The 22547-nt window shown below is 59.7% G+C and carries 16 protein-coding genes; 6 read left to right on the forward strand and 10 right to left on the reverse strand.

Annotation, left to right across the window (positions count from 1 at the left end; translation table 11 throughout):
• The first annotated feature begins 2 nt into the window (after positions 1-2).
• Positions 3-1718, forward strand: a complete 1716-nt coding sequence (nagE, locus tag EAH74_RS09145; RefSeq protein ID WP_140677769.1) for an N-acetylglucosamine-specific PTS transporter subunit IIBC — start codon at positions 3-5, stop codon at positions 1716-1718.
• A 194-nt stretch (positions 1719-1912) separates the two neighbouring features.
• Here nagE and EAH74_RS09150 read toward each other — a convergent pair whose 3' ends face one another.
• Positions 1913-2224, reverse strand: a complete 312-nt coding sequence (locus EAH74_RS09150) for a YqfO family protein (protein ID WP_140677771.1) — start codon at positions 2222-2224, stop codon at positions 1913-1915.
• Between the two features lie 20 nt (positions 2225-2244).
• Positions 2245-6141 carry a phosphoribosylformylglycinamidine synthase gene (purL, locus tag EAH74_RS09155; protein WP_140677773.1) on the reverse strand — a complete coding sequence of 1299 codons (3897 nt, stop codon included), beginning with the start codon at positions 6139-6141 and terminating at the stop codon, positions 2245-2247.
• Between the two features lie 274 nt (positions 6142-6415).
• On the opposite strand from purL, the gene mltF reads away from it, so the two are divergent.
• Positions 6416-7876: a membrane-bound lytic murein transglycosylase MltF gene (mltF, locus tag EAH74_RS09160; protein WP_140677775.1), complete on the forward strand. Its 1461-nt coding sequence runs from the start codon at positions 6416-6418 to the stop codon at positions 7874-7876.
• Positions 7877-7975: 99 nt separating this feature from the next.
• Here the strand turns inward: mltF and pdxJ are convergent, their stop codons facing one another.
• From pdxJ to lptF, 8 genes are all read right to left on the reverse strand, one after another.
• A complete protein-coding gene (gene pdxJ, locus EAH74_RS09165; RefSeq protein ID WP_008004962.1) occupies positions 7976-8722 on the reverse strand; it encodes a pyridoxine 5'-phosphate synthase in 747 nt (248 codons plus the stop codon).
• A 209-nt stretch (positions 8723-8931) separates the two neighbouring features.
• Positions 8932-9615 carry a DNA repair protein RecO gene (recO, locus tag EAH74_RS09170; protein WP_140677777.1) on the reverse strand — a complete coding sequence of 228 codons (684 nt, stop codon included), beginning with the start codon at positions 9613-9615 and terminating at the stop codon, positions 8932-8934.
• Between the two features lie 164 nt (positions 9616-9779).
• On the reverse strand, positions 9780-10682 hold the full coding sequence (gene era, locus EAH74_RS09180) for a GTPase Era (protein WP_008151577.1): 903 nt from the start codon (positions 10680-10682) through the stop codon (positions 9780-9782).
• On the reverse strand, positions 10675-11364 hold the full coding sequence (rnc, locus tag EAH74_RS09185) for a ribonuclease III (protein ID WP_033053426.1): 690 nt from the start codon (positions 11362-11364) through the stop codon (positions 10675-10677). The genes era and rnc overlap by 8 nt, the downstream gene beginning before the upstream one ends.
• A 184-nt stretch (positions 11365-11548) precedes the next feature.
• Positions 11549-12403: a signal peptidase I gene (gene lepB / locus EAH74_RS09190; protein WP_140677781.1), complete on the reverse strand. Its 855-nt coding sequence runs from the start codon at positions 12401-12403 to the stop codon at positions 11549-11551.
• 5 nt (positions 12404-12408) lie between these two features.
• Positions 12409-14208 (reverse strand): translation elongation factor 4, encoded by a 1800-nt coding sequence (gene lepA, locus EAH74_RS09195; RefSeq protein WP_008151572.1) that lies wholly within the window; start codon positions 14206-14208, stop codon positions 12409-12411.
• A gap of 171 nt (positions 14209-14379) precedes the next feature.
• Positions 14380-15441: an LPS export ABC transporter permease LptG gene (gene lptG / locus EAH74_RS09200; protein WP_140677782.1), complete on the reverse strand. Its 1062-nt coding sequence runs from the start codon at positions 15439-15441 to the stop codon at positions 14380-14382.
• Positions 15434-16552, reverse strand: a complete 1119-nt coding sequence (gene lptF / locus EAH74_RS09205) for an LPS export ABC transporter permease LptF (protein WP_140677784.1) — start codon at positions 16550-16552, stop codon at positions 15434-15436. Before lptF ends, lptG begins: the two co-directional genes overlap by 8 nt.
• A gap of 306 nt (positions 16553-16858) precedes the next feature.
• Here lptF and EAH74_RS09210 point away from each other — a divergent pair, with 306 nt between their 5' ends.
• The 4 genes from EAH74_RS09210 (at position 16859) to EAH74_RS09225 (ending at position 22304) form a co-directional block, all read left to right on the forward strand.
• Entirely contained in the window at positions 16859-18349 is a 1491-nt protein-coding gene (locus EAH74_RS09210; RefSeq protein WP_140677786.1) for a leucyl aminopeptidase, read from the forward strand.
• A 60-nt stretch (positions 18350-18409) separates the two neighbouring features.
• The gene (locus tag EAH74_RS09215; RefSeq protein WP_140677787.1) at positions 18410-18838 is read left to right on the forward strand and encodes a DNA polymerase III subunit chi; all 429 of its coding nucleotides are present in this window, start codon (positions 18410-18412) and stop codon (positions 18836-18838) included.
• Between the two features lie 8 nt (positions 18839-18846).
• The gene (locus EAH74_RS09220; RefSeq protein WP_140677789.1) at positions 18847-19242 is read left to right on the forward strand and encodes a DNA polymerase III subunit chi; all 396 of its coding nucleotides are present in this window, start codon (positions 18847-18849) and stop codon (positions 19240-19242) included.
• Positions 19243-19457: 215 nt separating this feature from the next.
• Positions 19458-22304, forward strand: coding sequence for a valine--tRNA ligase (locus EAH74_RS09225; RefSeq protein WP_140677791.1), 2847 nt, complete (start codon positions 19458-19460; stop codon positions 22302-22304).
• Positions 22305-22547 lie beyond the last annotated feature (243 nt).

A 22547-nucleotide genomic window follows, 5' to 3' on the forward strand; every position in this document is an offset into this window, starting at 1 on the left:
CCATGTACCACTACTTCATCGAAGGCCTGCAACGCCTCGGCCGCGCGCTGATGCTGCCGATCGCGATCCTGCCGATCGCCGGCCTGTTGCTGCGCCTGGGCGACACCGACCTGCTGAACATCGCGATCATCCACGACGCCGGCCAAGTCATCTTCGCCAACCTGGCGATGATCTTCGCCATCGGCATCGCAGTCGGTTTCGCCAAGGACAACAACGGCACCGCCGGGTTGGCCGGGGTGATTGGCTACCTGGTGATGATCTCCACCCTCAAGGTGCTCGACGCGAGCATCAACATGGGCATGCTCGCCGGGATCGTCAGCGGCTTGATGGCGGGCGCGCTGTACAACCGTTTCAAGGACATCAAACTGCCGGAGTACCTGGCATTCTTTGGCGGCCGGCGCTTCGTGCCAATTGTCACCGGGTTCGCCGCCGTCGGCCTGGGTGTCATCTTTGGCTTGATCTGGCCGCCCATCCAACACGGGATCAACAGCTTCGGCACGTTGATGATGGAAAGCGGCAGCTTCGGCGCGTTCGTCTTTGGCGTTTTCAACCGCCTGCTGATCGTCACCGGGCTGCACCACATCCTCAACAACATGGCGTGGTTCGTCTTCGGTAACTTTACCGACCAGACCACAGGCGCCATTGTCACCGGCGACCTGTCGCGCTACTTCGCGGGTGACCCCAAAGGCGGCCAGTTCATGACCGGCATGTTCCCGATGATGATCTTCGGCCTGCCCGCCGCGTGCCTGGCGATGTACCGCAATGCGTTGCCGGAACGCCGCAAGGTCATGGGCGGGATCTTTCTGTCGATGGCCCTGACGTCATTTTTGACGGGGGTAACTGAGCCGATCGAATTCGCCTTCATGTTCCTCGCGCCACTGCTTTATCTCGTGCATGCGTTGCTGACCGGGCTGTCGATGGCGATCACCAACCTGTTGAATATCCATCTCGGGTTTACGTTTTCCGGTGGTTTGATCGACATGATTCTCGGCTGGGGAAAATCCACCAACGGCTGGTTGATGGTACCGGTCGGCCTGGCCTATGCGGTGATCTACTACGTGGTGTTTGATTTCTGCATTCGTCGGTTCAACTTGAAAACGCCGGGGCGAGAAGATGTTCTGAATGGCGACAAAGTAGTCGTCGCCGAGAATGAACGGGCCGGGGCTTACATCAAGGCGCTGGGTGGTGCGCAGAATTTGATCACCGTGGGTGCGTGCACCACTCGGTTGCGGCTGGACATGGTGGATCGCAACAAGGCAAACGATGCGGAGTTGAAAGCGCTGGGTGCGATGGCGGTTGTGCGTCCGGGCAAGGGTGGGAGTTTGCAGGTAGTGGTCGGGCCGATGGCCGACAGCATTGCCGATGAGATTCGCTTGGCGATGCCTGCGTTGGGGCGCGCGATCATTTCCTCCCCCGCTGCAGTGATCGATGCGCCGCAACCAGCGGCGGTGGCGAATTCAGAAGCACAGCAATGGTTGAATGCGTTGGGCGGTAGCGAGAACGTATTGCAGATGGATTGCATCGCCATGACCCGGATTCGATTGCAACTGGCGGATGGCAAGGCGTTGTCGGAGTGTGATCTGAAGGCGCTGGGGTGCCAGGGTGTCAGTCAGTTGGAGGGTGGAGTTTGGCATCTGCTGATTGGCGACAAGGCATCGAGTTTGAATGATGCACTGGAGGCGTTGGTGAATCGCAGTGAGGTGAGTGCCAAGGTTTAACCCACGCCCTCTGTAGGAGCTGTCGAGTGAAACGAGGCTGCGATCTTTTGATCTTGAAAAATCAAAATCAAAAGATCGCAGCCTCGTTTCACTCGACAGCTCCTACAAGGGGTGTGTGCATTCATTGATTGTTCAGGCAATAAAAAACCCGCTGGATTCACTTCAGCGGGTTTCTCATTTCAGCGGCAGGCAGATCAGAAATCTTCCAACCGCCACACTTCGTAAGCCGGCGTCTCATAGGGATGACTCTGCTTCAGAGCCATCACCACAGAACGAATCAACTCGTTACTGACCACAAGCTCAACCTTCCATTCCTCAACCTGCTCGACCTGCCCCGCTTCCCCAATGAACGGCTGACTGCCGTCCAACGGGCGAAACTGGCCGAGGCCGAGCACTTGCCAGGCGCAATGGTCGTACGCGCCGATCCGTCCGCCACCGGCGGCGAATACGGCACTTTTGACCTGTTCCACATGACTGGCCGGAACAAAAAAACTGAGCTTATACACAGCGCTTAGTTAACCCGCTTTTAGTTTACCCAGACCCGAGCATTACGGAACATACGCATCCAGGGTGCGTCTTCGTTCCAGTCTTCCGAACGCCACGAGTTCTGCACCGCGCGGAACACACGCTCCGGGTGAGGCATCATGATCGTCACGCGACCGTCGCGGCTGGTCAAACCGGTGATCCCGCGCGGCGAGCCGTTCGGGTTGGCCGGGTAGTTTTCGGTGACCTTGCCGTGGTTGTCGACGAAACGCATCGCCACACAACCCGACAGATCGGCTTCCAGCAACGCTTCTTCGCTGGCGAACTCGGCATGACCTTCACCGTGAGCAATGGCGATCGGCATACGCGAACCGGCCATGCCTTGCAGGAAGATCGAGTTCGACTCCTGGACCTGAACCATCGCCACGCGCGCTTCGAACTGCTCGGAACGGTTACGCACAAAGTGCGGCCAGAACTCGCTGCCCGGAATCAGCTCGTGCAGGTTGGACATCATCTGGCAACCGTTGCACACGCCGAGGGTGAAGCTGTCGTTACGTTCGAAGAAGCCCTGGAACGCATCGCGTGCACGGCTGTTGAACAGCGCAGACTTGGCCCAGCCTTCGCCGGCACCCAGTACGTCGCCGTAGGAGAAACCACCGCAAGCGACCAGACCTTTGAACTCGTTCAGGTCGACACGGCCGGCCAGAATGTCGCTCATGTGCACGTCGATCGCGTTGAAACCGGCGCGGTCGAACGCGGCCGCCATTTCCACCTGACCGTTGACGCCCTGCTCACGCAGTACGGCAACCTGTGGGCGGATGCCTTTCTTGATGTAAGGCGCGGCGACGTCCTGGTTGACGTCGTAGCTCAGCTTGACGCTCAGGCCCGGGTTGTCTTCTTGCAGCAGCACGTCGAACTCTTGTTCGGCGCAGTCGGCGTTATCACGCAGACGCTGGATCTGGTAGCTGGTTTCAGCCCATGTACGCTGCAGCAGACGACGCTGACCTTCGAACACGGTTTCGCCGTTGAAGGTGATGTTGATCTGGCCGTTGTTCATCGGCTGACCGATCACCGACACGCACTCGCCCAGGCCAGCAGCGCTGAACTGCGCGAGGATGTCTGGAGTAGCGTCCTGGCGAACCTGGATCACGGCGCCCAGTTCTTCGTTGAACAGGATTGCGGGGATGTCGGCGGAGGTTTCTGCCAGACCGTCGAGGTTCAGGCTCAGTCCGCAGTGACCGGCGAAGGCCATTTCCACAACGCTGGTCAACAGACCACCGTCGGAACGGTCGTGGTAAGCCAGCAGGTGACCGTCGGCGTTGAGGCCCTGGATCACGGCGAAGAAGGCTTTGAGATCTTCGGCATCGTCGACGTCCGGCGCTTGCGAGCCGAGCTTGCCGTGAACCTGGGCCAGGATCGAGGCGCCCATGCGGTTCTGGCCACGGCCCAGATCGATCAGGATCAGGTCGGTGGTGCCTTTGTTCATGCGCAGTTCCGGCGTCAGGGTCTGACGGATGTCAGCCACAGGCGCGAAACCGGTCACGATCAGGGACATCGGCGAGGTCACGGTCTTGTCGACGCCTTCGTCGTTCCAGCGGGTGGCCATGGACATGGAGTCCTTGCCCACCGGAATGGTAATGCCCAGGTCCGGGCACAGTTCCATGCCGACCGCTTTCACGGTGTCGTACAGACGCGCGTCTTCGCCCGGGTGACCGGCAGCGGACATCCAGTTGGCCGACAGTTTGATGTCGGAGATCTTGTTGATGCGCGAAGCCGCGATGTTGGTCAGGGTTTCGCCGATGGCCATGCGGCCCGACGCCGGAGCGTCCAGCAGAGCCAGCGGAGTGCGCTCGCCCATGGCCATGGCTTCACCGGTGTACACATCGAAGCTGGTGGCGGTGACGGCAACGTCGGCTACCGGAACCTGCCATGGGCCGACCATCTGATCACGGGCCACGAGGCCGGTGATGGTGCGGTCGCCGATGGTGATCAGGAAGCTTTTGCTGGCCACGGCCGGGTGATGCAGAACGCGTTCGACGCAGTCTGCGATCTCCAGGGTCGACGGATCGAAATCGTCGCCCATTTCGTTTTCGCGAACGGCCGAACGGTGCATGCGCGGGGCTTTGCCCAGCAGCACTTCGAGTGGCATGTCCACCGGGCTGTTGCCGAAGTGACTGTCGGTGACCGTCAGTTGCGGCTCGGCAGTGGCTTCGCCGACGACGGCAAACGGGCAACGCTCGCGTTCGCAGATCGCCTGGAAGCGTTCGAAGTCAGCCGGACCGACCGCCAGAACGTAGCGTTCCTGGGATTCGTTACTCCAGATTTCGTGCGGGGCCATGCCCGGCTCGTCGTTTGGAATGTTGCGCAGTTCGAAGCGACCGCCACGGTCGCCATCGTTGACCAGTTCCGGGAAGGCGTTGGACAGACCGCCCGCGCCGACGTCGTGGATGAAGCTGATCGGGTTGTGCTCACCCAACTGCCAGCAACGGTCGATGACTTCCTGGCAGCGACGTTCCATTTCCGGGTTTTCGCGCTGTACGGAAGCGAAGTCCAGGTCTGCCGAGCTGGTGCCGGTGGCCATGGAGGAAGCCGCGCCGCCGCCCAGGCCGATGAGCATGGCCGGGCCGCCGAGGACGATCAGCTTGGAGCCGACGGTGATCTCGCCTTTCTGTACGTGTTCGGCACGGATATTACCCATACCGCCAGCCAGCATGATCGGCTTGTGGTAGCCGCGAACTTCGTCGCCACGCGGGGTGGTGATCGACTGTTCGAAGGTACGGAAGTAACCGGTCAGGGCCGGACGACCGAATTCGTTGTTGAACGCGGCGCCACCCAGTGGGCCTTCGATCATGATGTCCAGCGCGGTAACGATGCGCTCAGGCTTGCCGTACGGCACTTCCCACGGCTGTTCGAAGCCCGGGATTTGCAGGTTGGACACGGTAAAACCGGTCAGGCCAGCCTTTGGCTTGGCACCGCGACCGGTGGCACCTTCGTCGCGAATCTCGCCACCGGAACCGGTGGACGCGCCCGGGAACGGGGCAATCGCGGTCGGGTGGTTGTGCGTTTCGACTTTCATCAGGATGTGCACCGGTTCCTGCACCGCGCCGTACTGGCGGGTTTCAGGGTCCGGGAAGAAACGACCGGCGACGTTACCGACGATCACCGAAGCGTTGTCCTTATAAGCCGACAAAACGCCTTCGCTGTGCATCACGTAGGTGTTCTTGATCATGCCGAACAGGCTTTTTTCCTGGCTCTGACCGTCGATGTCCCAACTGGCGTTGAAGATCTTGTGACGGCAGTGCTCGGAGTTCGCCTGGGCGAACATCATCAGTTCGATGTCGTGCGGGTTGCGCTTCAAGCCGACGAAGGCGTCGACCAGGTAGTCGATTTCGTCTTCGGCCAGGGCCAGGCCCAGCTCGGTGTTGGCTTTTTCCAGCGCGGCGCGGCCGCCACCCAACACGTCGATCGCGGTCAGCGGCTTCGGTTCGGCGTGGCTAAACAGGCCGGCGGCTTGTTCAAGGTTGCCGAGGACGATCTGGGTCATGCGGTCGTGCAGTGCGCCTGAGATCAGCTGCGCTTCGGCGTCGCTGAACTGGCCGGCGACGTAGAACGCGATGCCGCGCTCCAGGCGCTGGATTTTGCTCAGGCCGCAGTTGCGAGCGATGTCGCTGGCTTTACTGGACCATGGCGAGATGGTGCCGAAACGCGGCAACACCAGGAACAGACGACCGGTCGGCTCTTGTACCGGAACACTTGGGCCGTACTTCAGAAGGCGCGCGAGCACCTGCTGTTCGTCGCCGGTCAGGACGCCGGTAACTTCGGCGAAGTGAGCGAATTCAGCATACAAGCCACTGACAGCCGGAACTTTCTGGCTCAGTTGCTCAAGGAGTTTGCTGTGGCGAAAGGCAGAAAGGGCAGGAGCGCCGCGCAGGATCAACATCTTCGGGACAGCCTCGGGAAGGGGTGTGCTTTGAGGCCGTGCATTCTAGCCTAAACGGGCCGCGACATCACCCGAAACGGTACGGGCGGCTGCACCCGAGCGTCGGGCCGGGTGTCCGGACATTAAACAGGCGCACACTGAGCGTTATTTTTTCTGTCACAAAATGCTGCGCGGGCCCATTCCTGCGGGCTCCGGAGCGGTTTTCAGTTGCCTAGCAGACAAGCCCTTCGCTGTCGAGATATGGCGCTCGTGGTCCTTTGCGTATACTGCGCAGATGTTTTCCCCAACGGCTTTGCGTCCGCGGTTTGCCAAATGGCTAATCGCAACCGGACTCTTCCTGGTGCTCAGTGGCTGTGTTGATAAACCCAACACGCTGGAGCGCGTAAAGGAGGATGGCGTGCTGCGGGTGGTTACCCGAAACAGCCCCGCCACCTACTTTCAGGATCGCAACGGTGAAACCGGCTTCGAATACGAGCTGGTGAAGCGCTTCGCCGACGATCTAGGGGTGGAACTCAAAATCGAAACCGCCGACAACCTCGACGACCTGTTTAATCAGGTGGGCAAACCCAACGGTCCGGTGATCGCTGCTGCCGGCCTGGTCAGCAGCGACAAACGCAAACAGCAGGTGCGGTTTTCCCACTCTTACCTCGAAGTCACCCCGCAGATCATCTATCGCAACGGCCAATCGCGGCCGACCGACGCGAAGGATCTGGTGGGCAAGAAGATCATGGTGCTCAAGGGCAGCACCCACGCCGAGCAATTGGCGGAGCTGAAAAAGAAATTCCCCGGCATTGAATACGAAGAGTCCGACGCCGTTGAAGTCGTCGACTTGCTGCGGATGGTCGATGAAGGCCAGATCGATCTGACCCTGGTCGATTCAAACGAAGTCGCGATGAACCAGGTCTACTTCCCCAACATACAAGTGGCCTTCGACCTCGGTGATGCCAGCAACCAGAGCTGGGCGGTGGCCGCTGGCGACGACAACAGCTTGCTCAACGAGATCAACGACTACCTCGACAAGGTGAAGAAAAACGGCACCTTGCAACGCCTAAAAGACCGCTATTACGGGCACGTCGACGTACTGGGTTACATGGGCGCCACCACCTTCGCCCAACACTTGCAGCAACGCCTGCCCAAATACGAACAGCACTTCAAGGCGTACGCCAAGAAAGAGAAAGTCGATTGGCGCCTGTTGGCCGCAGTCGGCTATCAGGAATCCCTGTGGCAACCGGCCGTCACGTCGAAGACTGGTGTGCGCGGCCTGATGATGCTGACCCAGAACACTGCGCAGGCCATGGGAGTCTCCAACCGACTGGACCCCAAGCAAAGCATCATGGGTGGCGCCAAGTACCTGGCCTACATGAAGGATCAGCTGGATGAGTCGATCCAGGAGCCGGATCGCACATGGTTTGCACTGGCGGCCTACAACGTTGGCAGCGGTCACCTGGATGACGCGCGCAAACTGGCGGCTAAGGAAGGACTGAACCCGGACAAGTGGCTGGACGTGAAAAAGATCCTGCCACGGCTGTCCGAGAAGAAGTGGTTCAGCAAAACCCGTTACGGCTACGCCCGTGGCGGCGAACCCGTTCACTTCGTGGCGAACATCCGCCGCTACTACGACATCCTGACGTGGGTGACGCAGCCGCAGCTGGAAGGCAATCAGGTCGCCGAGGGCAACCTGCATGTGCCGGGGGTCGACAAGACCAAGCCGAACCTGGAAACCCCACCGCTCTGATACCGCGGGGCCTGTGCAAAAAAGATCGCAGCCTTCGGCAGCTCCTACGAGGTTATGTGTACACCTGTAGGAGCTGGCGAAGCCTGCGATCTTTTGATCTTAGCCTTTCAACGCAGCAGCCAGAATCAGCGCCTTCATCTCCGAAACAGCCGACTTGAACCCGACGAACAACGCATGAGCCACCAGCGCGTGACCGATGTTCAGTTCGTTGATGCCTTTGATCGCCGCTACAGCTTCAACGTTGTGATAGTGCAGGCCGTGACCGGCATTGACGATCAAACCTTGAGCCAGACCAAAAGCCACGCCATCCGCCACACGCTTGAGCTCTTCAGCCACTTCGGTTGGCGTCTCGGCATCGGCATAACGGCCGGTATGCAGCTCGATGGCGGGCGCGCCGACACGACGGGACGCTTCGATCTGCCGCTCGTCAGCATCAATGAACAGCGACACTTCACAGCCGATTTTCGCCAGGCGATCCACCGCCGCCTTGATCCGCGCTTCCTGCCCCGCCACGTCCAGACCACCCTCGGTCGTCAGCTCCTGACGGGTTTCCGGCACCAGGCAAATGTGCGCCGGACGAATGCGCTCGGCGAACGCCATCATCTCTTCGGTGACGCCCATTTCGAAGTTCATGCGGGTTTGCAGCACATCCTTGAGCAGCAACACGTCGCGTTCCTGAATGTGCCGACGGTCTTCGCGCAGGTGCACGGTAATGCCGTCAGCGCCCGCCTCTTCCGCGTCCAGTGCTGCCTTGACCGGATCCGGATAGCGCGTGCCCCGGGCCTGACGCAGGGTGGCAACATGGTCGATGTTCACGCCAAGAAGAATGCGATTGCTGGTGGTCACGGAAGCGCTCCTGAAAATGGAAAAGTTCGGCGCACAGCATACACGGGGAGATAGGGTCTGTTGATGTTTGGCAGCGGCCGCGACGGATGACCACTTGGTGCAGGGCAAGGCGCGAGGAACGCAGTTTGGTTGTTCCAAATAAGTTCCGAGCAACGCAGCCCTGCGCCAAGTGGGCGCCCGTCGCGGCCGCTGCCAAGCATCAACAGACCCTACGGCTTGCGAAACAACTCGCGACTCACCAAGGGACGACCGCCCAGATGAACGGCCAGTGCCTGGCGCATCAATCGCTTGGCTGCCGATAGCGCGCCAGGGGCAGACCAATCTGCATCGGCCATGGCCAACAGCTCGGTGCCGTTGAACAGACCGGGTTGCAGCAGGTAGACCCGTTCGAGCCCCGCATCCACTTGCAGACGGTAGAGACCGTCCGGCGCGATGGGATCGCCATGGATGTCGGTGGTCAAGGCGAAGCCGTAACCAAGATCATCGAGCAGCCGCCACTCGAAGGAACGCAACAACGGTTCCAGCGGACGACCTTCGGCCAGCGCAAGCAGGGTCGCGGCGTAGTGGTCAAACACAGCGGGATGCGGGTCTTCGGACGGCAACAGCCGAATCAACAGCTCATTGAGGTAGAGCCCGCTGAACAGCGCCTCACCATTGAGCCAGGTGGAGACGCCAGCGCTTTCCATGCGACCGACGTTCTTCAATTCACCACGCCCACGGAACTCGACTTCCAGCGGCACGAACGGCCGTGCCAACGTCCCGGCCTTGCCTCGTGCACTGCGCAACACCGCCCGCAGCCGACCTTGCGGCGTGAGGAAGTCCACCAATGCGCTGTTCTCGCGGTAAGCGCGGGAGTGGAGCACGAAGGCGGGTTGGCCGATGGGTTGGGACATGGAGTTCTCAATGACGGAACGCAGTTTTACAAACAACCCAAACCCAATGTGGGAGCGAGCTTGCTCGCGATGAGGACCTGACATTCAACACTGATGTTGACTGGCAGACCGCTATCGCGAGCAAGCTCGCTCCCACAGGGTTCTTCGGTGTATCAGGAACGGTGTTACAGGTCGCCGTAACCCAGCGAACGCAAGGCACGTTCATCGTCGGACCAACCGCCTTTCACCTTGACCCAGAGGTTGAGCATGATCTTGGAGTCGAACAGCAACTCCATGTCCTTGCGTGCCTCGGTGCCGATGCGCTTGATCCGCTCGCCCTTGTCGCCAATGATGATTTTCTTCTGGCCGTCGCGCTCAACGAGGATCAAGGCATGGATGTGCAGGGTTTTGCCCTGTTGCTTGAACTCTTCGATTTCGACGGTGATCTGGTACGGCAGCTCGGCGCCCATCTGGCGCATGATTTTCTCGCGTACCAGTTCAGCGGCGAGGAAGCGGCTGCTGCGGTCGGTGATCTGGTCTTCCGGGAAGAAGTGATCGTTTTCCGGCAGGTAACCGGCAATCACGCGCTCCAGCGTTTCGAGGTTATGCCCGTGCTGGGCCGAGATCGGCATGATCTGCGCGTTCGGCAACTGTTCCTGCAACCAGGTCAGGTGCGGCATCAGCTCGGCTTTATCTTCGATGCGGTCAGTCTTGTTCAGCGCCACGATCAGCGGGCCGGTCACGTATTGAACGCGCTCGAGGACCATCTGGTCTTCGTCGGTCCACTTGGTGCGGTCAACCACGAAGATCACCACGTCGACGTCTTTCAACGCTGCCGAAGCGGTCTTGTTCATGTAGCGGTTCAGGGCTTTCTCGCCACCTTTGTGCATGCCGGGGGTGTCGACGTAGATCGCCTGCACGGCGCCTTCGGTCTTGATGCCGAGCATGTTGTGGCGAGTGGTCTGAGGCTTGCGCGAGGTGATCGCCAGCTTCTGACCGAGGATGTGGTTCAGCAGCGTGGACTTGCCCACGTTGGGACGGCCGACGATGGCGACATAGCCACAGCGAGTTGCAGTTGAATCAGTCATGGCCATTCTCCACGCCCAGGGCAATCAGTGCTGCAGCGGCCGCTACCTGTTCGGCAATACGACGGCTCACACCCTGACCTCGGCTTTTTTCATTCAGTAAGGTGATTTCACATTCGACGAAGAACGTCCGGCAATGCGGCTCACCCTGGATATCCACCACTTCGTAACGCGGCAGTTCACAACCCCGCGACTGCAGAAACTCTTGCAGGCGGGTTTTTGGATCTTTGTTGGTGTCGACCAGCGTCAGGCCTTCGAACTCTCCGGCCAGCCAGGCCAGCACGCGTTCGCGTGCCATGTCCATGCCGGCATCCAGGTAGATCGCACCAATCAGCGCTTCAAGGGCATCGGCCAGAATCGACTCGCGACGGAACCCGCCGCTTTTCAATTCGCCGGAACCCAGGCGCAGGTATTCGCCCAGATCGAAACCGCGAGCCAGTACGGCCAGGGTCTCGCCTTTCACCAGGCGTGCGCGCAAGCGCGACAACTGACCTTCGCGGGCCAGCGGGAAGCGATCGAACAGCGCCTCGCCAGCGACAAAGTTAAGGATGGCATCACCGAGGAACTCCAGGCGTTCGTTGTTACGCCCGGCAAAGCTGCGGTGAGTCAGGGCCAGGACCATCAGTTCCTGATCCTTGAAGGTGTAGCCGAGCTGACGCTCGAGACGGCTTAAGGAGACGCTCACGGTTTACCCACGCTGAGTTCGTGGTTGGGTTCCACCGCCATCGCCGTGATGCGGCGCAGGCTTGGGACAATTAACGCTGTGTTCAAAAATAACGTCCTGAATATCGTTGTTTTCATGCTTCTGTCGCCGATTATGCCGACTCCAGAAATGCATTCGGCGCTGTGTTCAACAGCGCCGTGTGTGATTACTTGATCAGGCCAACCCGCGAGAAATTCGGCAGGTGACTGAGTTTAGGTTCTGGCCAGCTCATCCAGACTGCGAAGGCCTTGCCGACGATATTCTTGTCGGGAACCATGCCCAGCAGATCCTTGGGAATGCTCGGATCATCCCAGTAGCGACTGTCATTCGAGTTGTCGCGGTTGTCACCCATCATGAAGTAGTGCCCGGCAGGCACGGTCCACGAATGGTCCGGCGTTGCGCGGTAACGGCTCATTTCCTTGCGGATCAGGTGCTCGGCGACGCCGAGTTTTTCCTTGTAGAGCTCGGCGCTGCCCAACGTGCCCGGCTCGGAGCCGACCAGTTGTTCGGCAATCGACTCACCGTTGACGAACAGACGCTTGTCGGCGGTGTAACGAATCTGGTCACCCGGCAGGCCCACCACACGTTTAATGTAGTTGACGTTCGGATCGCTCGGGTAGCGGAACACCATCACATCGCCGCGCTGTGGATCACCGACTTCGATGACTTTCTTGTCGATCACCGGCAAGCGGATCCCGTAAGAAAACTTGTTCACCAGAATGAAGTCGCCAACGTCCAGCGTCGGTTTCATCGAGCCGGAAGGAATCTGGAACGGTTCCACCAGGAACGAACGCAGTACCAGCACGATGAACAACACCGGGAAGAACGACTTGCCGTATTCGACCAGCAGCGGCTCTTTGTTCAGTTTCTCGACCACCACCCCGTCAGGCTGGCTGACGCTGCCCTGATAGGAGGCAATGGCGGCACGCCGACGCGGCGCCAGGAAAACCAGATCGAGCAACGCCAACAGGCCGCAGACGAACACGGCGATGACCAGCAACAGCGGGAAATTTAGTGACATAGGACCTAACTATCCAACCTGAGCACTGCAAGGAAGGCTTCTTGTGGAATTTCCACGTTACCGACTTGCTTCATGCGTTTCTTACCGGCCTTTTGCTTTTCCAGCAGTTTTTTCTTACGGCTAACGTCACCGCCGTAGCATTTGGCCAATACGTTCTTTCTGAGCGCCTTGACAGAGGTCCGCGCAATGATCTGCCCGCCAATGGCGGCCTGGATCGCGACGTCGAACATCTGGCGTGGAATCAGTTCTTTCATCTTCTCGGTCAGCTGGCGACCTTTGTAGTGCGCGTTATCCTTGTGCACGATCAACGCCAGGGCGTCGACCTTGTCACCGTTGATCAGCACATCCAGTTTCACCAGATTAGCCGATTGATAACGATCGAAATGGTAATCCAGCGAAGCATAGCCACGGCTGGTGGATTTCAGACGGTCGAAGAAGTCAAGGACCACTTCGTTCATCGGCAAATCGTAGGTCACTTGAACCTGGGTACCGAGGAACAGCATGTCGTGCTGTACGCCACGCTTCTCGATGCACAAGGTAATGACGTTGCCCAGGTGCTCTTGCGGCACAAGAATATTGGCCCGCACGATCGGTTCGCGCATGTCTTCGATCGAGGACAGGTCTGGCAGCTTCGACGGGTTGTCGACGTAAATCGTTTCACCGGTTTTCAGCAGCAGCTCGAAAATTACCGTCGGCGCCGTGGTGATCAGGTCCAGGTCGTACTCGCGCTCCAGGCGCTCCTGGATGATTTCCATGTGCAGCATGCCGAGGAACCCGCAACGGAAGCCGAAGCCCAGGGCGTCGGAGCTTTCCGGGGTGTATTGCAGGGACGAGTCGTTAAGCGTGAGCTTTTGCAGGGCTTCACGGAAATCTTCGAAGTCGTCGGAGCTGACCGGGAACAGGCCGGCGTAAACCTGCGGCTGAATGCGTTTGAAGCCTGGCAGCACGTCGACGTCCGGCGTGGAGCTCAAGGTCAGGGTGTCACCGACCGGTGCACCGTGAATGTCCTTGATGCCGGCGATGATGAAGCCCACTTCGCCGGCCTTCAGGTCAACGGTGGCGGTGTGTTTCGGGTTGAAGACACCGACGCTGTCCACGAGGTGGATCTTGCCGGTGGACTTGACCAGGATCTTGTCGCCCTTCTTCACACGACCGTGGCGCACGCGAACCAGGGAAACAACGCCCAGGTAGTTGTCGAACCAGGAGTCGATGATCAGCGCTTGCAGCGGATCTTCATAGTTGCCGGTCGGCGCAGGAATGGTCTTGACCAGACGCTCGAGTACTTCGTCGACGCCCAGACCGGTCTTGGCACTGCACTCGACCGCATCGGTGGCATCGATGCCGATGATTTTTTCGATTTCTTCTTTCACGCGGTCCGGATCGGCCTGAGGCAGGTCGATCTTGTTCAGGACCGGCATCACTTCCAGGCCCTGCTCAATCGCGGTGTAGCAGTTGGCTACCGACTGCGCTTCAACGCCCTGACCGGCATCGACCACCAGCAACGCGCCTTCACAGGCCGCCAGCGACCGGCTGACTTCGTAGGTGAAGTCAACGTGGCCCGGGGTGTCAATGAAGTTCAGCTGGTACTTGATGCCATCGCGAGCGGTGTAATACAGGGTGACACTGTGGGCCTTGATGGTGATCCCGCGTTCACGTTCCAGGTCCATGGAGTCCAGAACCTGGGCTTCCATTTCGCGCTCGGCAAGGCCGCCACACATCTGGATGAAGCGATCGGCCAGCGTCGACTTGCCATGGTCAATGTGGGCGATGATGGAGAAATTGCGGATATGACTCAAATCACTCACGGATCAACACTCAAAAAGGCTGCAGGCATAGCCCGCCGAAAAATAGCCGGGAATTGTACCTGATCCACGGCGCAAGCGTCACGTTCGCAGGTCAGACGGCGCCTACAAAAACGCCCCGGTCTTGCGACAGGGGCGTTTTGAGTGACCTGCAAGGTCAGGAGAAACCCTGGATCAACCGGCCCGGCGCAACAACCAGACCCCGGACAAGGCACAAAAACCCGCCGGAATAAGCACCGCAAACAGTGGCGAGAAACCGAAGACCAGGCTCGAAGGACCGAGCAAATCCTGAACGATACGGAAGGTGAAGCCCACCAGCACGCCAGTGAACACCCGCTGACCGAGGGTCACCGAGCGTAATGGACCGAAGATGAAGGAAATCGCCATCAGTACCAGAGCGGCGGTGACCAGCGGTTGCAACACCTTGACCCAAAACGCCAGCCAGTAACGACCATTGCTCAAGCCCTGGTCAGCCAGGTAGTGGATGTACCCCCACAGACCACTGATCGACAGCGAATCGGGCGACATCACCACGGTATCCAGCAGTTGCGGGCTCAGCGCCACGTTCCAGCGCTCGACCGGAGCGGTCACCACTTCGGTGTTCTTGTCATGGAATAACGTGGTCGTGACATCGCTGAGCTGCCAGTGATCCTTGTCGAATTCGGCGCGCTTGGCGAAGCTCGAGGACAGCATGTGGCGCTGATCGTCGAAGCGATAACGGGTCACGCCATACAGCACACCGTTTGGCTGCACGGAGTTGACGTGAATGAACTCGTCCCCCTGACGGTGCCACAGGCCATGCTTGGCGCTTTGCGCGTCGCCGCTGCCCTGGGCCAGGGAGCGATTGGCCTGAGCGGTGACTTCGGTGGCCGGCGCAACGTATTCGCCGATCAGCACACCTACCACCATCAGGATCAGCATTGGCTTCATGACCGCCCAGACGATGCGCCCGATCGACACGCCCGCAGCGCGCATGATGGTCAGCTCGCTGTGACTGGCCAGACTGCCGAGGCCGATCAGGCAACCGATCAGCGCAGCCATCGGCAACATGTCGTAAAGACGACGTGGCGCGGTCAGCAGGACATAACTCAACACGTCGACCAAGGTGTAGGTATCGCTGACCTCACTCATTTCATCGATGAACGCAAACAGCGTCGCCAGACCGAGAATGATCCCCAGTACCGCCAGAATAGCCACGAACACGCTGCTACCAATGTAGCGATCGAGCTTATCCACGAGCCACCTCCAGCGCGCTGCGACGACTCGCCCGCTTCAACTGCAAGGGTTCCCAATAGAGCAAGCCCAGGCCGATGACCAGGAAGATTGCATGCACCCACCACAACCCCAGAGTTGGCGGGATTTTGCCCTTTTCAAGGGCGCCGCGAGCGGCAATCAGGATGGACAGGTAAGCCATATATAGAAGAATCGCCGGCAACAGCTTGAGGAAACGGCCCTGACGCGGATTGACCCGCGACAACGGCACCGCCATCAAGGTCACGATGAAGACCAGCAACGGCAAGGACAGACGCCATTGCAGCTCGGTACGCAAACGGATGTCGTCACTGTCCAGCAAGAATCTGGTGGTCATTGCGTCGCGGTCGGTCACTTCGTCACTGACGTCCGGCTTGGGCAGCAATACGCCGTACTCCTCGTACTTGATCGCCCGGTAGTCGGCCTGCCCTGGATTGCCGTCATAGCGATAGCCGTTGTCGAGAATCAGGTAACGGTTACCGTCGGGCCGAATTTCCTGACGGCCCTTCTCGGCCACCAGCACGGAAATCCCGCGATCCTTGTTATCGGAATTGTCGTTTTTCTGAGAAATGAACACACCGCCGAGGTTGATGCGGTCGTCCGACAGCGTTTCGGTGTAGGTCACCCGTGTCCCGTCACGCAGGGCCTGGAAGCGACCTGGCTCGAGGGTGTCGAACTCGGTCAGGGCATCCTGCTTGTTCAGCAGCAACTGGAACTGATTGGCGCCTTGTGGCGCCAGGCTCAGGCTCAGCCACGCCACCACCAGTGCAACCAGGGTGGCTGGAAAAAGGGTCATGGCAAACAGACGCTGCTGGCTCATGCCGGTGGCAGACAGCACCGTCATTTCGCTTTCGAGGTACAGGCGGCCGTAGGCCAGCAGGATGCCGAGAAACAGGCCCAGAGGCAAAATCAACTGCAGGAAACCCGGTAGACGAAAGCCCATGATCAGGAACAGCGAACCCGGATCCAGGAGGCCAGAGGCTGCCTGGGCGAGGTACTTGATGAAGCGACCGCTCATGATGATGACCAGCAGCACAGCGCTGACGGCGCTCAAGGTCAACAGGACTTCGCGGGATAGATAACGGAAGACGATCAAACCAGACACTCCAGGGTTGTCAGGCTAAGGCGGCCAAACAAGCAAACGTATCAGACAGCCCGCAGGGCAGAGCCGCCGAAAAAGATGGCGCATTATCCTGTGATTGGGTGCGCCTGTCACTGCGCATGCTCAAGCAAGCGGTTAAAGCACTGAAGATCGTACGACCGAGGGTTGTCAGGCTCGGGGCACGAGGTTCAAACTGCGGCCTTTGTCGCGGGCCGTGACCTGCGTCTTTCTACTTATAAGCAAGCTCGAATGAATGCCGTCGAGCTCTTGCGTGTTGACCATTAATTCAGGGACCCGGACATGGAACTGGTTGTAAAAAGCGTTAGCCCAGAAACGTTGAAAACCGCCACTCTGGTGGTCGCCATCGGCGAAGGCCGCAAGCTCGGCGCCGTCGCCAAACAACTCGACGAACTGAGCGGTGGCGCCATCAGCGCTGTGCTCAAGCGCGGCGACCTGGTTGGCAAAGTCGGCCAGAGTCTGTTGCTGCACAGCCTGCCGAACCTCAAGGCCGAACGCGTGCTGCTGGTGGGCGTGGGCAAAGACGAAGAGCTGGGCGACCGCCCGTTCCGCAAGATCATTGCCGGCATCCTCAACACCCTTAAAGGCCTGGGCGGCAGCGACGCAGTGCTGGCCCTGGACGAAGTCGTGGTCAAAGGCCGTGACAGCTACGGCAAGACCCGCCTGCTGGCCGAAACCCTGGTGGACGGCGAATACACGTTCGACCAGTTCAAAAGCCAGAAAGCCGAGCCTCGCAACCTGAAGAAAGTCACCCTGGTGACCATCAAGGCTGCACAGGCTGAAGTCGAGCGCGCCGTGGCCCACGCCACCGCTATCGCCAACGGCATGGCGTTTACCCGCAACCTGGGCAACCTGCCGCCGAACATCTGCCACCCGACGTTCCTCGGTGAGCAAGCGAAGAACCTGGGCAAAGAATTCAAAAGCCTGAAAGTCGAAGTCCTTGATGAGAAGAAGATCAAGGACCTGGGCATGGGCTCGTTCTACGCCGTGGGCCAGGGCAGCGCCCAGCCACCGCGCCTGATCGTCATGCAATACAACGGCGGCAAGAAATCCGAGAAGCCGTATGCACTGGTCGGCAAAGGCATCACCTTTGACACGGGCGGCATCAGCCTGAAACCGGGCGCCGGCATGGATGAAATGAAGTACGACATGGGCGGCGCTGCCAGTGTATTCGGCACCCTGCGCGCCGTGCTCGAGCTGAAACTGCCGATCAACCTGGTGTGCATCCTGGCCTGCGCCGAGAACATGCCGAGCGGCAACGCTTCGCGTCCTGGCGACATCGTCACCACCATGAGCGGCCAGACCGTGGAAATCCTCAACACCGACGCCGAAGGCCGTCTGGTGCTGTGCGACGCCCTGACCTACTCCGAGCGCTTCAAGCCGCAAGCAGTGATCGACATCGCCACCCTGACCGGCGCTTGCGTCGTTGCGCTGGGTTCCCACACGTCGGGCCTGCTGGGCAACAACGACGAACTGATTGACCAACTGCTGAGCGCTGGCCAATCGGCTGACGACCGCGCCTGGCAACTGCCGTTGTTCGATGAGTACCAGGAACAGCTGGACAGCCCGTTCGCCGACATCGCCAACATCGGTGGTCCGAAAGCAGGCACCATCACCGCGGCCTGCTTCCTGTCGCGCTTCACCAAGAACCTCAACTGGGCGCACCTGGACATCGCCGGCACGGCCTGGACCAGCGGCGGCAAGGATAAGGGCGCCACTGGCCGTCCGGTTCCATTGCTGACCCAATACCTGCTGGACCGCGCCAAAGCCTGAAACCGATGAACCTGGGCGGCGTCACTTTCCGGTGACGCCGTTCAAGGCTCAGGAACCGCAATGACCAAAGTCGACTTCTATATCCTGCCCAGCGCCGATCCTTCAGCGCGGCTGGATTTTGCCTGCAAGCTCACCGAGAAAGCCTGGCGCATGGGCCACCGCATCTATCTGCATTGCAGCGATGCTGCCCAGCGTGACGATCTCGATGCGCGTTTGTGGACCTTCAAGGGCGAAAGCTTCGTGCCCCACGACCCCGCTGAAAATGAGCCGGACGGTTTGATTGTGTTGGGCCTTGGCGATGACTGCGGTCCGCATCAGGACCTGCTGGTCAATCTCGCCCTGAAAGTCCCGGCATTCGCCAACAAGTTCGCCCGTGTGGCGGAAGTGGTGGTGGAAGATCCGACCATTCGTACGGCTGCGCGGGAGAGTTTCCGTTTCTACCGCGAACAGGGCTATTCTCTGCAAGATCACCGTTTACAGCGACTCTGAGCATTCCGATGGACACTCCAAAACCGCTGCAAAAGTCCGCGCACCTGCTGGATGACCTTGAGTCGATCCGTCAATTGCTCGGCGATGACAACCTGCAACCACCCTTGCTCACTGACACGGTCGAGGAAGGTGATCAGGAACAGATTCCGATGCTGTTCGATACGGTCGGCGCCAGCCCGCCAATTCTCGAACCGGCGCCACCCGCCCCTGCAGCCCCTGCTGCCCAACCGGCACCCGCCGCCAGCAAGGGCCCCGACGACCTGCTGCACCTGGATGGCGAACTGCGCGCCGCCGCGCAATTGATCATGCAAGACGTGATCGACGACTTCGCCCCGCACATCGAAACCGAAATCAAACGCCGCCTGGCTGCGCGAATGGAACGGTTGCTAAGTCAGTACGAATAAAACACCAATCCCCTGTGGGAGCGAGCCTGCTCGCGATAGCATCACCTCGGTTTCCTGATAGACCGCGGCGCCTGCATCGCGAGCAGGCTCGCTCCCACATTTGATTCGCGCCGTTATTGAGTCTGCGCCCTGTCTGCACCCGCTCGCCCTACGCCCCATGCCCCGCTATACTTGCCGGCTTTTCCTGAATAAATGCCAATAGGGTCCCGCCGCGCATGGATAAGACCTACCAGCCGCACGCCATTGAAACTTCCTGGTACAACACCTGGGAGTCAGAGAATTACTTCGCCCCGCAAGGCGCGGGCGAGTCCTACACCATCATGATCCCGCCGCCGAACGTCACCGGCAGCCTGCACATGGGTCACGGCTTCAACAACGCGATCATGGACGCCCTGATCCGTTTCCGCCGCATGCAGGGTCGTAACACTCTGTGGCAGCCGGGTACCGACCACGCCGGGATCGCCACGCAAATGCTGGTGGAGCGTCAACTCGAAGCCCAGGGCCAGAATCGTCACGATCTGGGCCGTGAGAAATTCCTCGAGAAAGTCTGGGAATGGAAGGATCAGTCCGGCGGCAACATCAGCCGTCAGATCCGCCGTCTCGGCTCGTCCGTGGACTGGGGCCGCGAGCGCTTCACCATGGACGACGGCCTCTCGGAAGCCGTGAAAGAAGCCTTTGTGCGCCTGCACGAAGACGGCCTGATCTACCGCGGCAAGCGCCTGGTCAACTGGGACACCAAGTTGCACACGGCGATTTCCGACCTCGAAGTGGAAAACCACGACGAGAAAGGTTTCCTGTGGAACCTGAAATACCCACTGGCCGATGGCGCCAAGACCGCAGAAGGCAACGATTACCTGATCGTCGCGACCACTCGCCCGGAAACCATGCTTGGCGACGCCGCCGTAGCGGTTAACCCGAACGATGAACGCTACCAAGCCCTGATCGGCAAATTCGTCGAGCTGCCGCTGGTCGGCCGCCGCATTCCGATCATCGCCGACGATTATTGCGACCCTGAATTCGGCACCGGCTGCGTGAAAATCACCCCGGCTCACGATTTCAACGACTACGAAGTCGGCAAGCGCCACAACCTGCCGCTGCTGAACATCTTCGACAAGAACGCCGCTGTATTGTCGGCCTGTCAGGTGTTCAACCTCGATGGCACGCTCAACGAAAGCATCGATGGCAAGATTCCGGCCGAGTACGCCGGTCTGGACCGCTTCGAAGCACGTAAGCAAATCGTTGCTGCGTTTGATGCTGCCGGCCTCTTGGTCAGCGTCAACGATCACGCGCTGAAAGTGCCGAAAGGTGACCGTTCCGGCACCATTATCGAGCCGTGGCTGACCGACCAGTGGTACGTGTCGACCAAGCCATTGGCCGAGCCAGCCATCGCAGCCGTTGAAGACGGCCGCATCGCGTTCGTGCCGAAACAGTACGAAAACATGTACTTCTCGTGGATGCGCGACATCCAGGACTGGTGCATCAGCCGTCAGCTGTGGTGGGGCCACCGGATTCCGGCCTGGTACGACGAGTCAGGCAAAGTCTACGTCGGTCGCGACGAAGCCGAAGTACGTGCCAAGCACAACCTCGGCCCGGACGTTGCGCTGCAACAGGACAATGACGTTCTCGACACCTGGTTCAGTTCGGGTCTGTGGACCTTCTCCACGCTCGGCTGGCCTGAGCAGACCGAGTTCCTGAAGAAATTCCACTCCACCGACGTGCTGGTGACCGGTTTCGACATCATTTTCTTCTGGGTTGCCCGGATGATCATGCTCACCATGCACCTGGTGAAGAACGAAGACGGCACACCGCAGGTTCCGTTCAAGACTGTTTATGTTCACGGCCTGGTGCGTGATGGCCAGGGCCAGAAGATGTCCAAGTCCAAGGGCAACGTCCTGGACCCGCTGGACATCATCGACGGCATCGAGCTCGAAGACCTGGTGCAGAAACGCACCTCCGGCATGATGCAGCCGAAACTGGCGAAGAAGATCGAGAAGCAGACCCGCGACGAGTTCGCCGACGGCATCGCCAGCTACGGCACCGACGCCCTGCGCTTCACCTTCTGCTCGCTGGCGTCCACCGGTCGCGACATCAAGTTCGACATGGGCCGCGTCGAGGGCTATCGCAACTTCTGCAACAAGATCTGGAACGCCGCGCGCTACGTACTGGACAAGGGCGAAGACTGCGGTCAGAACGGCGAAGCTTACGAGCTGTCGCTGGCGGATCGCTGGATCATTTCGCAGCTGCAACGCACCGAAGCCGAAGTGACCCGTCAACTCGATCAGTTCCGCTTCGACCTGGCTGCACAAGCCTTGTACGAGTTCATCTGGAACCAGTATTGCGACTGGTACCTGGAACTCTCCAAGCCTGTGCTGTGGGACGAAAATGCACCGGTCGAACGTCAGCGCGGCACCCGCCGCACGCTGGTTCGAGTATTGGAAGTCGCGCTGCGTCTGGCGCATCCGTTCATGCCGTTCATCACCGAAGAAATCTGGCAGCGCATCGCGCCGCTGGCTGGTATCGAAGGCAAGACGATCATGCTGCAACCGTGGCCAGTGGCCAATGAAGAGCGCATCGATCCGGCTGCCGAGAACGACATCGAGTGGCTTAAAGGCCTGATGCTCGGCACGCGTAACATCCGTGGCGAAATGAACATTGGTCCGGGCAAGCCGCTGAACCTGTTCCTGAAAAACGTCAGCGCCGAAGATCAGCGTCGTCTCACAGAGAACGAAGCCCTGCTGAAGAAGCTGGCTCGCCTCGAATCGATCACCGTATTGTCTGCTGGCGAAGAAGCACCGCTGTCCGCCACCGCACTGGTTGGCGAGATGGAAGTGCTGGTGCCGATGGCCGGCCTGATCGACAAAGATGCTGAGCTGGCGCGTCTGGACAAGGAAATCCTGCGTCTGCAGGGCGAAGTTCAGCGCGTGGGCGGCAAGCTGTCTAACGCCGGTTTCGTCGACAAGGCCCCGGCCGAAGTCATCGAGAAGGAACGCGCCAAACTGGCTGAAGCTGAGCAGGCTTTGGGCAAGTTGGCCGAGCAACATGCGCGGATTGCCAGCCTGTAACGGCAAATCGCAATGAAAAGGGGGGCCCGAAACGGCCTCCTTTTTTGTGCCCATCACTTTCCCCCTACACCACAAATCCCTTGTGGGAGCGAGCCTGCTCGCGATGAGGCCATAACATTCAACATTGATGTCGCCTGTTTCGCCGCCATCGCGAGCAGGCTCGCTCCCACAGAGGGATTGTGCTGTTTGTCACAATTGGGTTCACAACGGCTGGATGTGGGACAATGCCCCCCACTTTCAGCC

Source organism: Pseudomonas mandelii (genome assembly GCF_006438925.1).
In the GTDB taxonomy this organism is placed as follows: Bacteria; Pseudomonadota; Gammaproteobacteria; order Pseudomonadales; family Pseudomonadaceae; genus Aquipseudomonas; species Aquipseudomonas mandelii_C.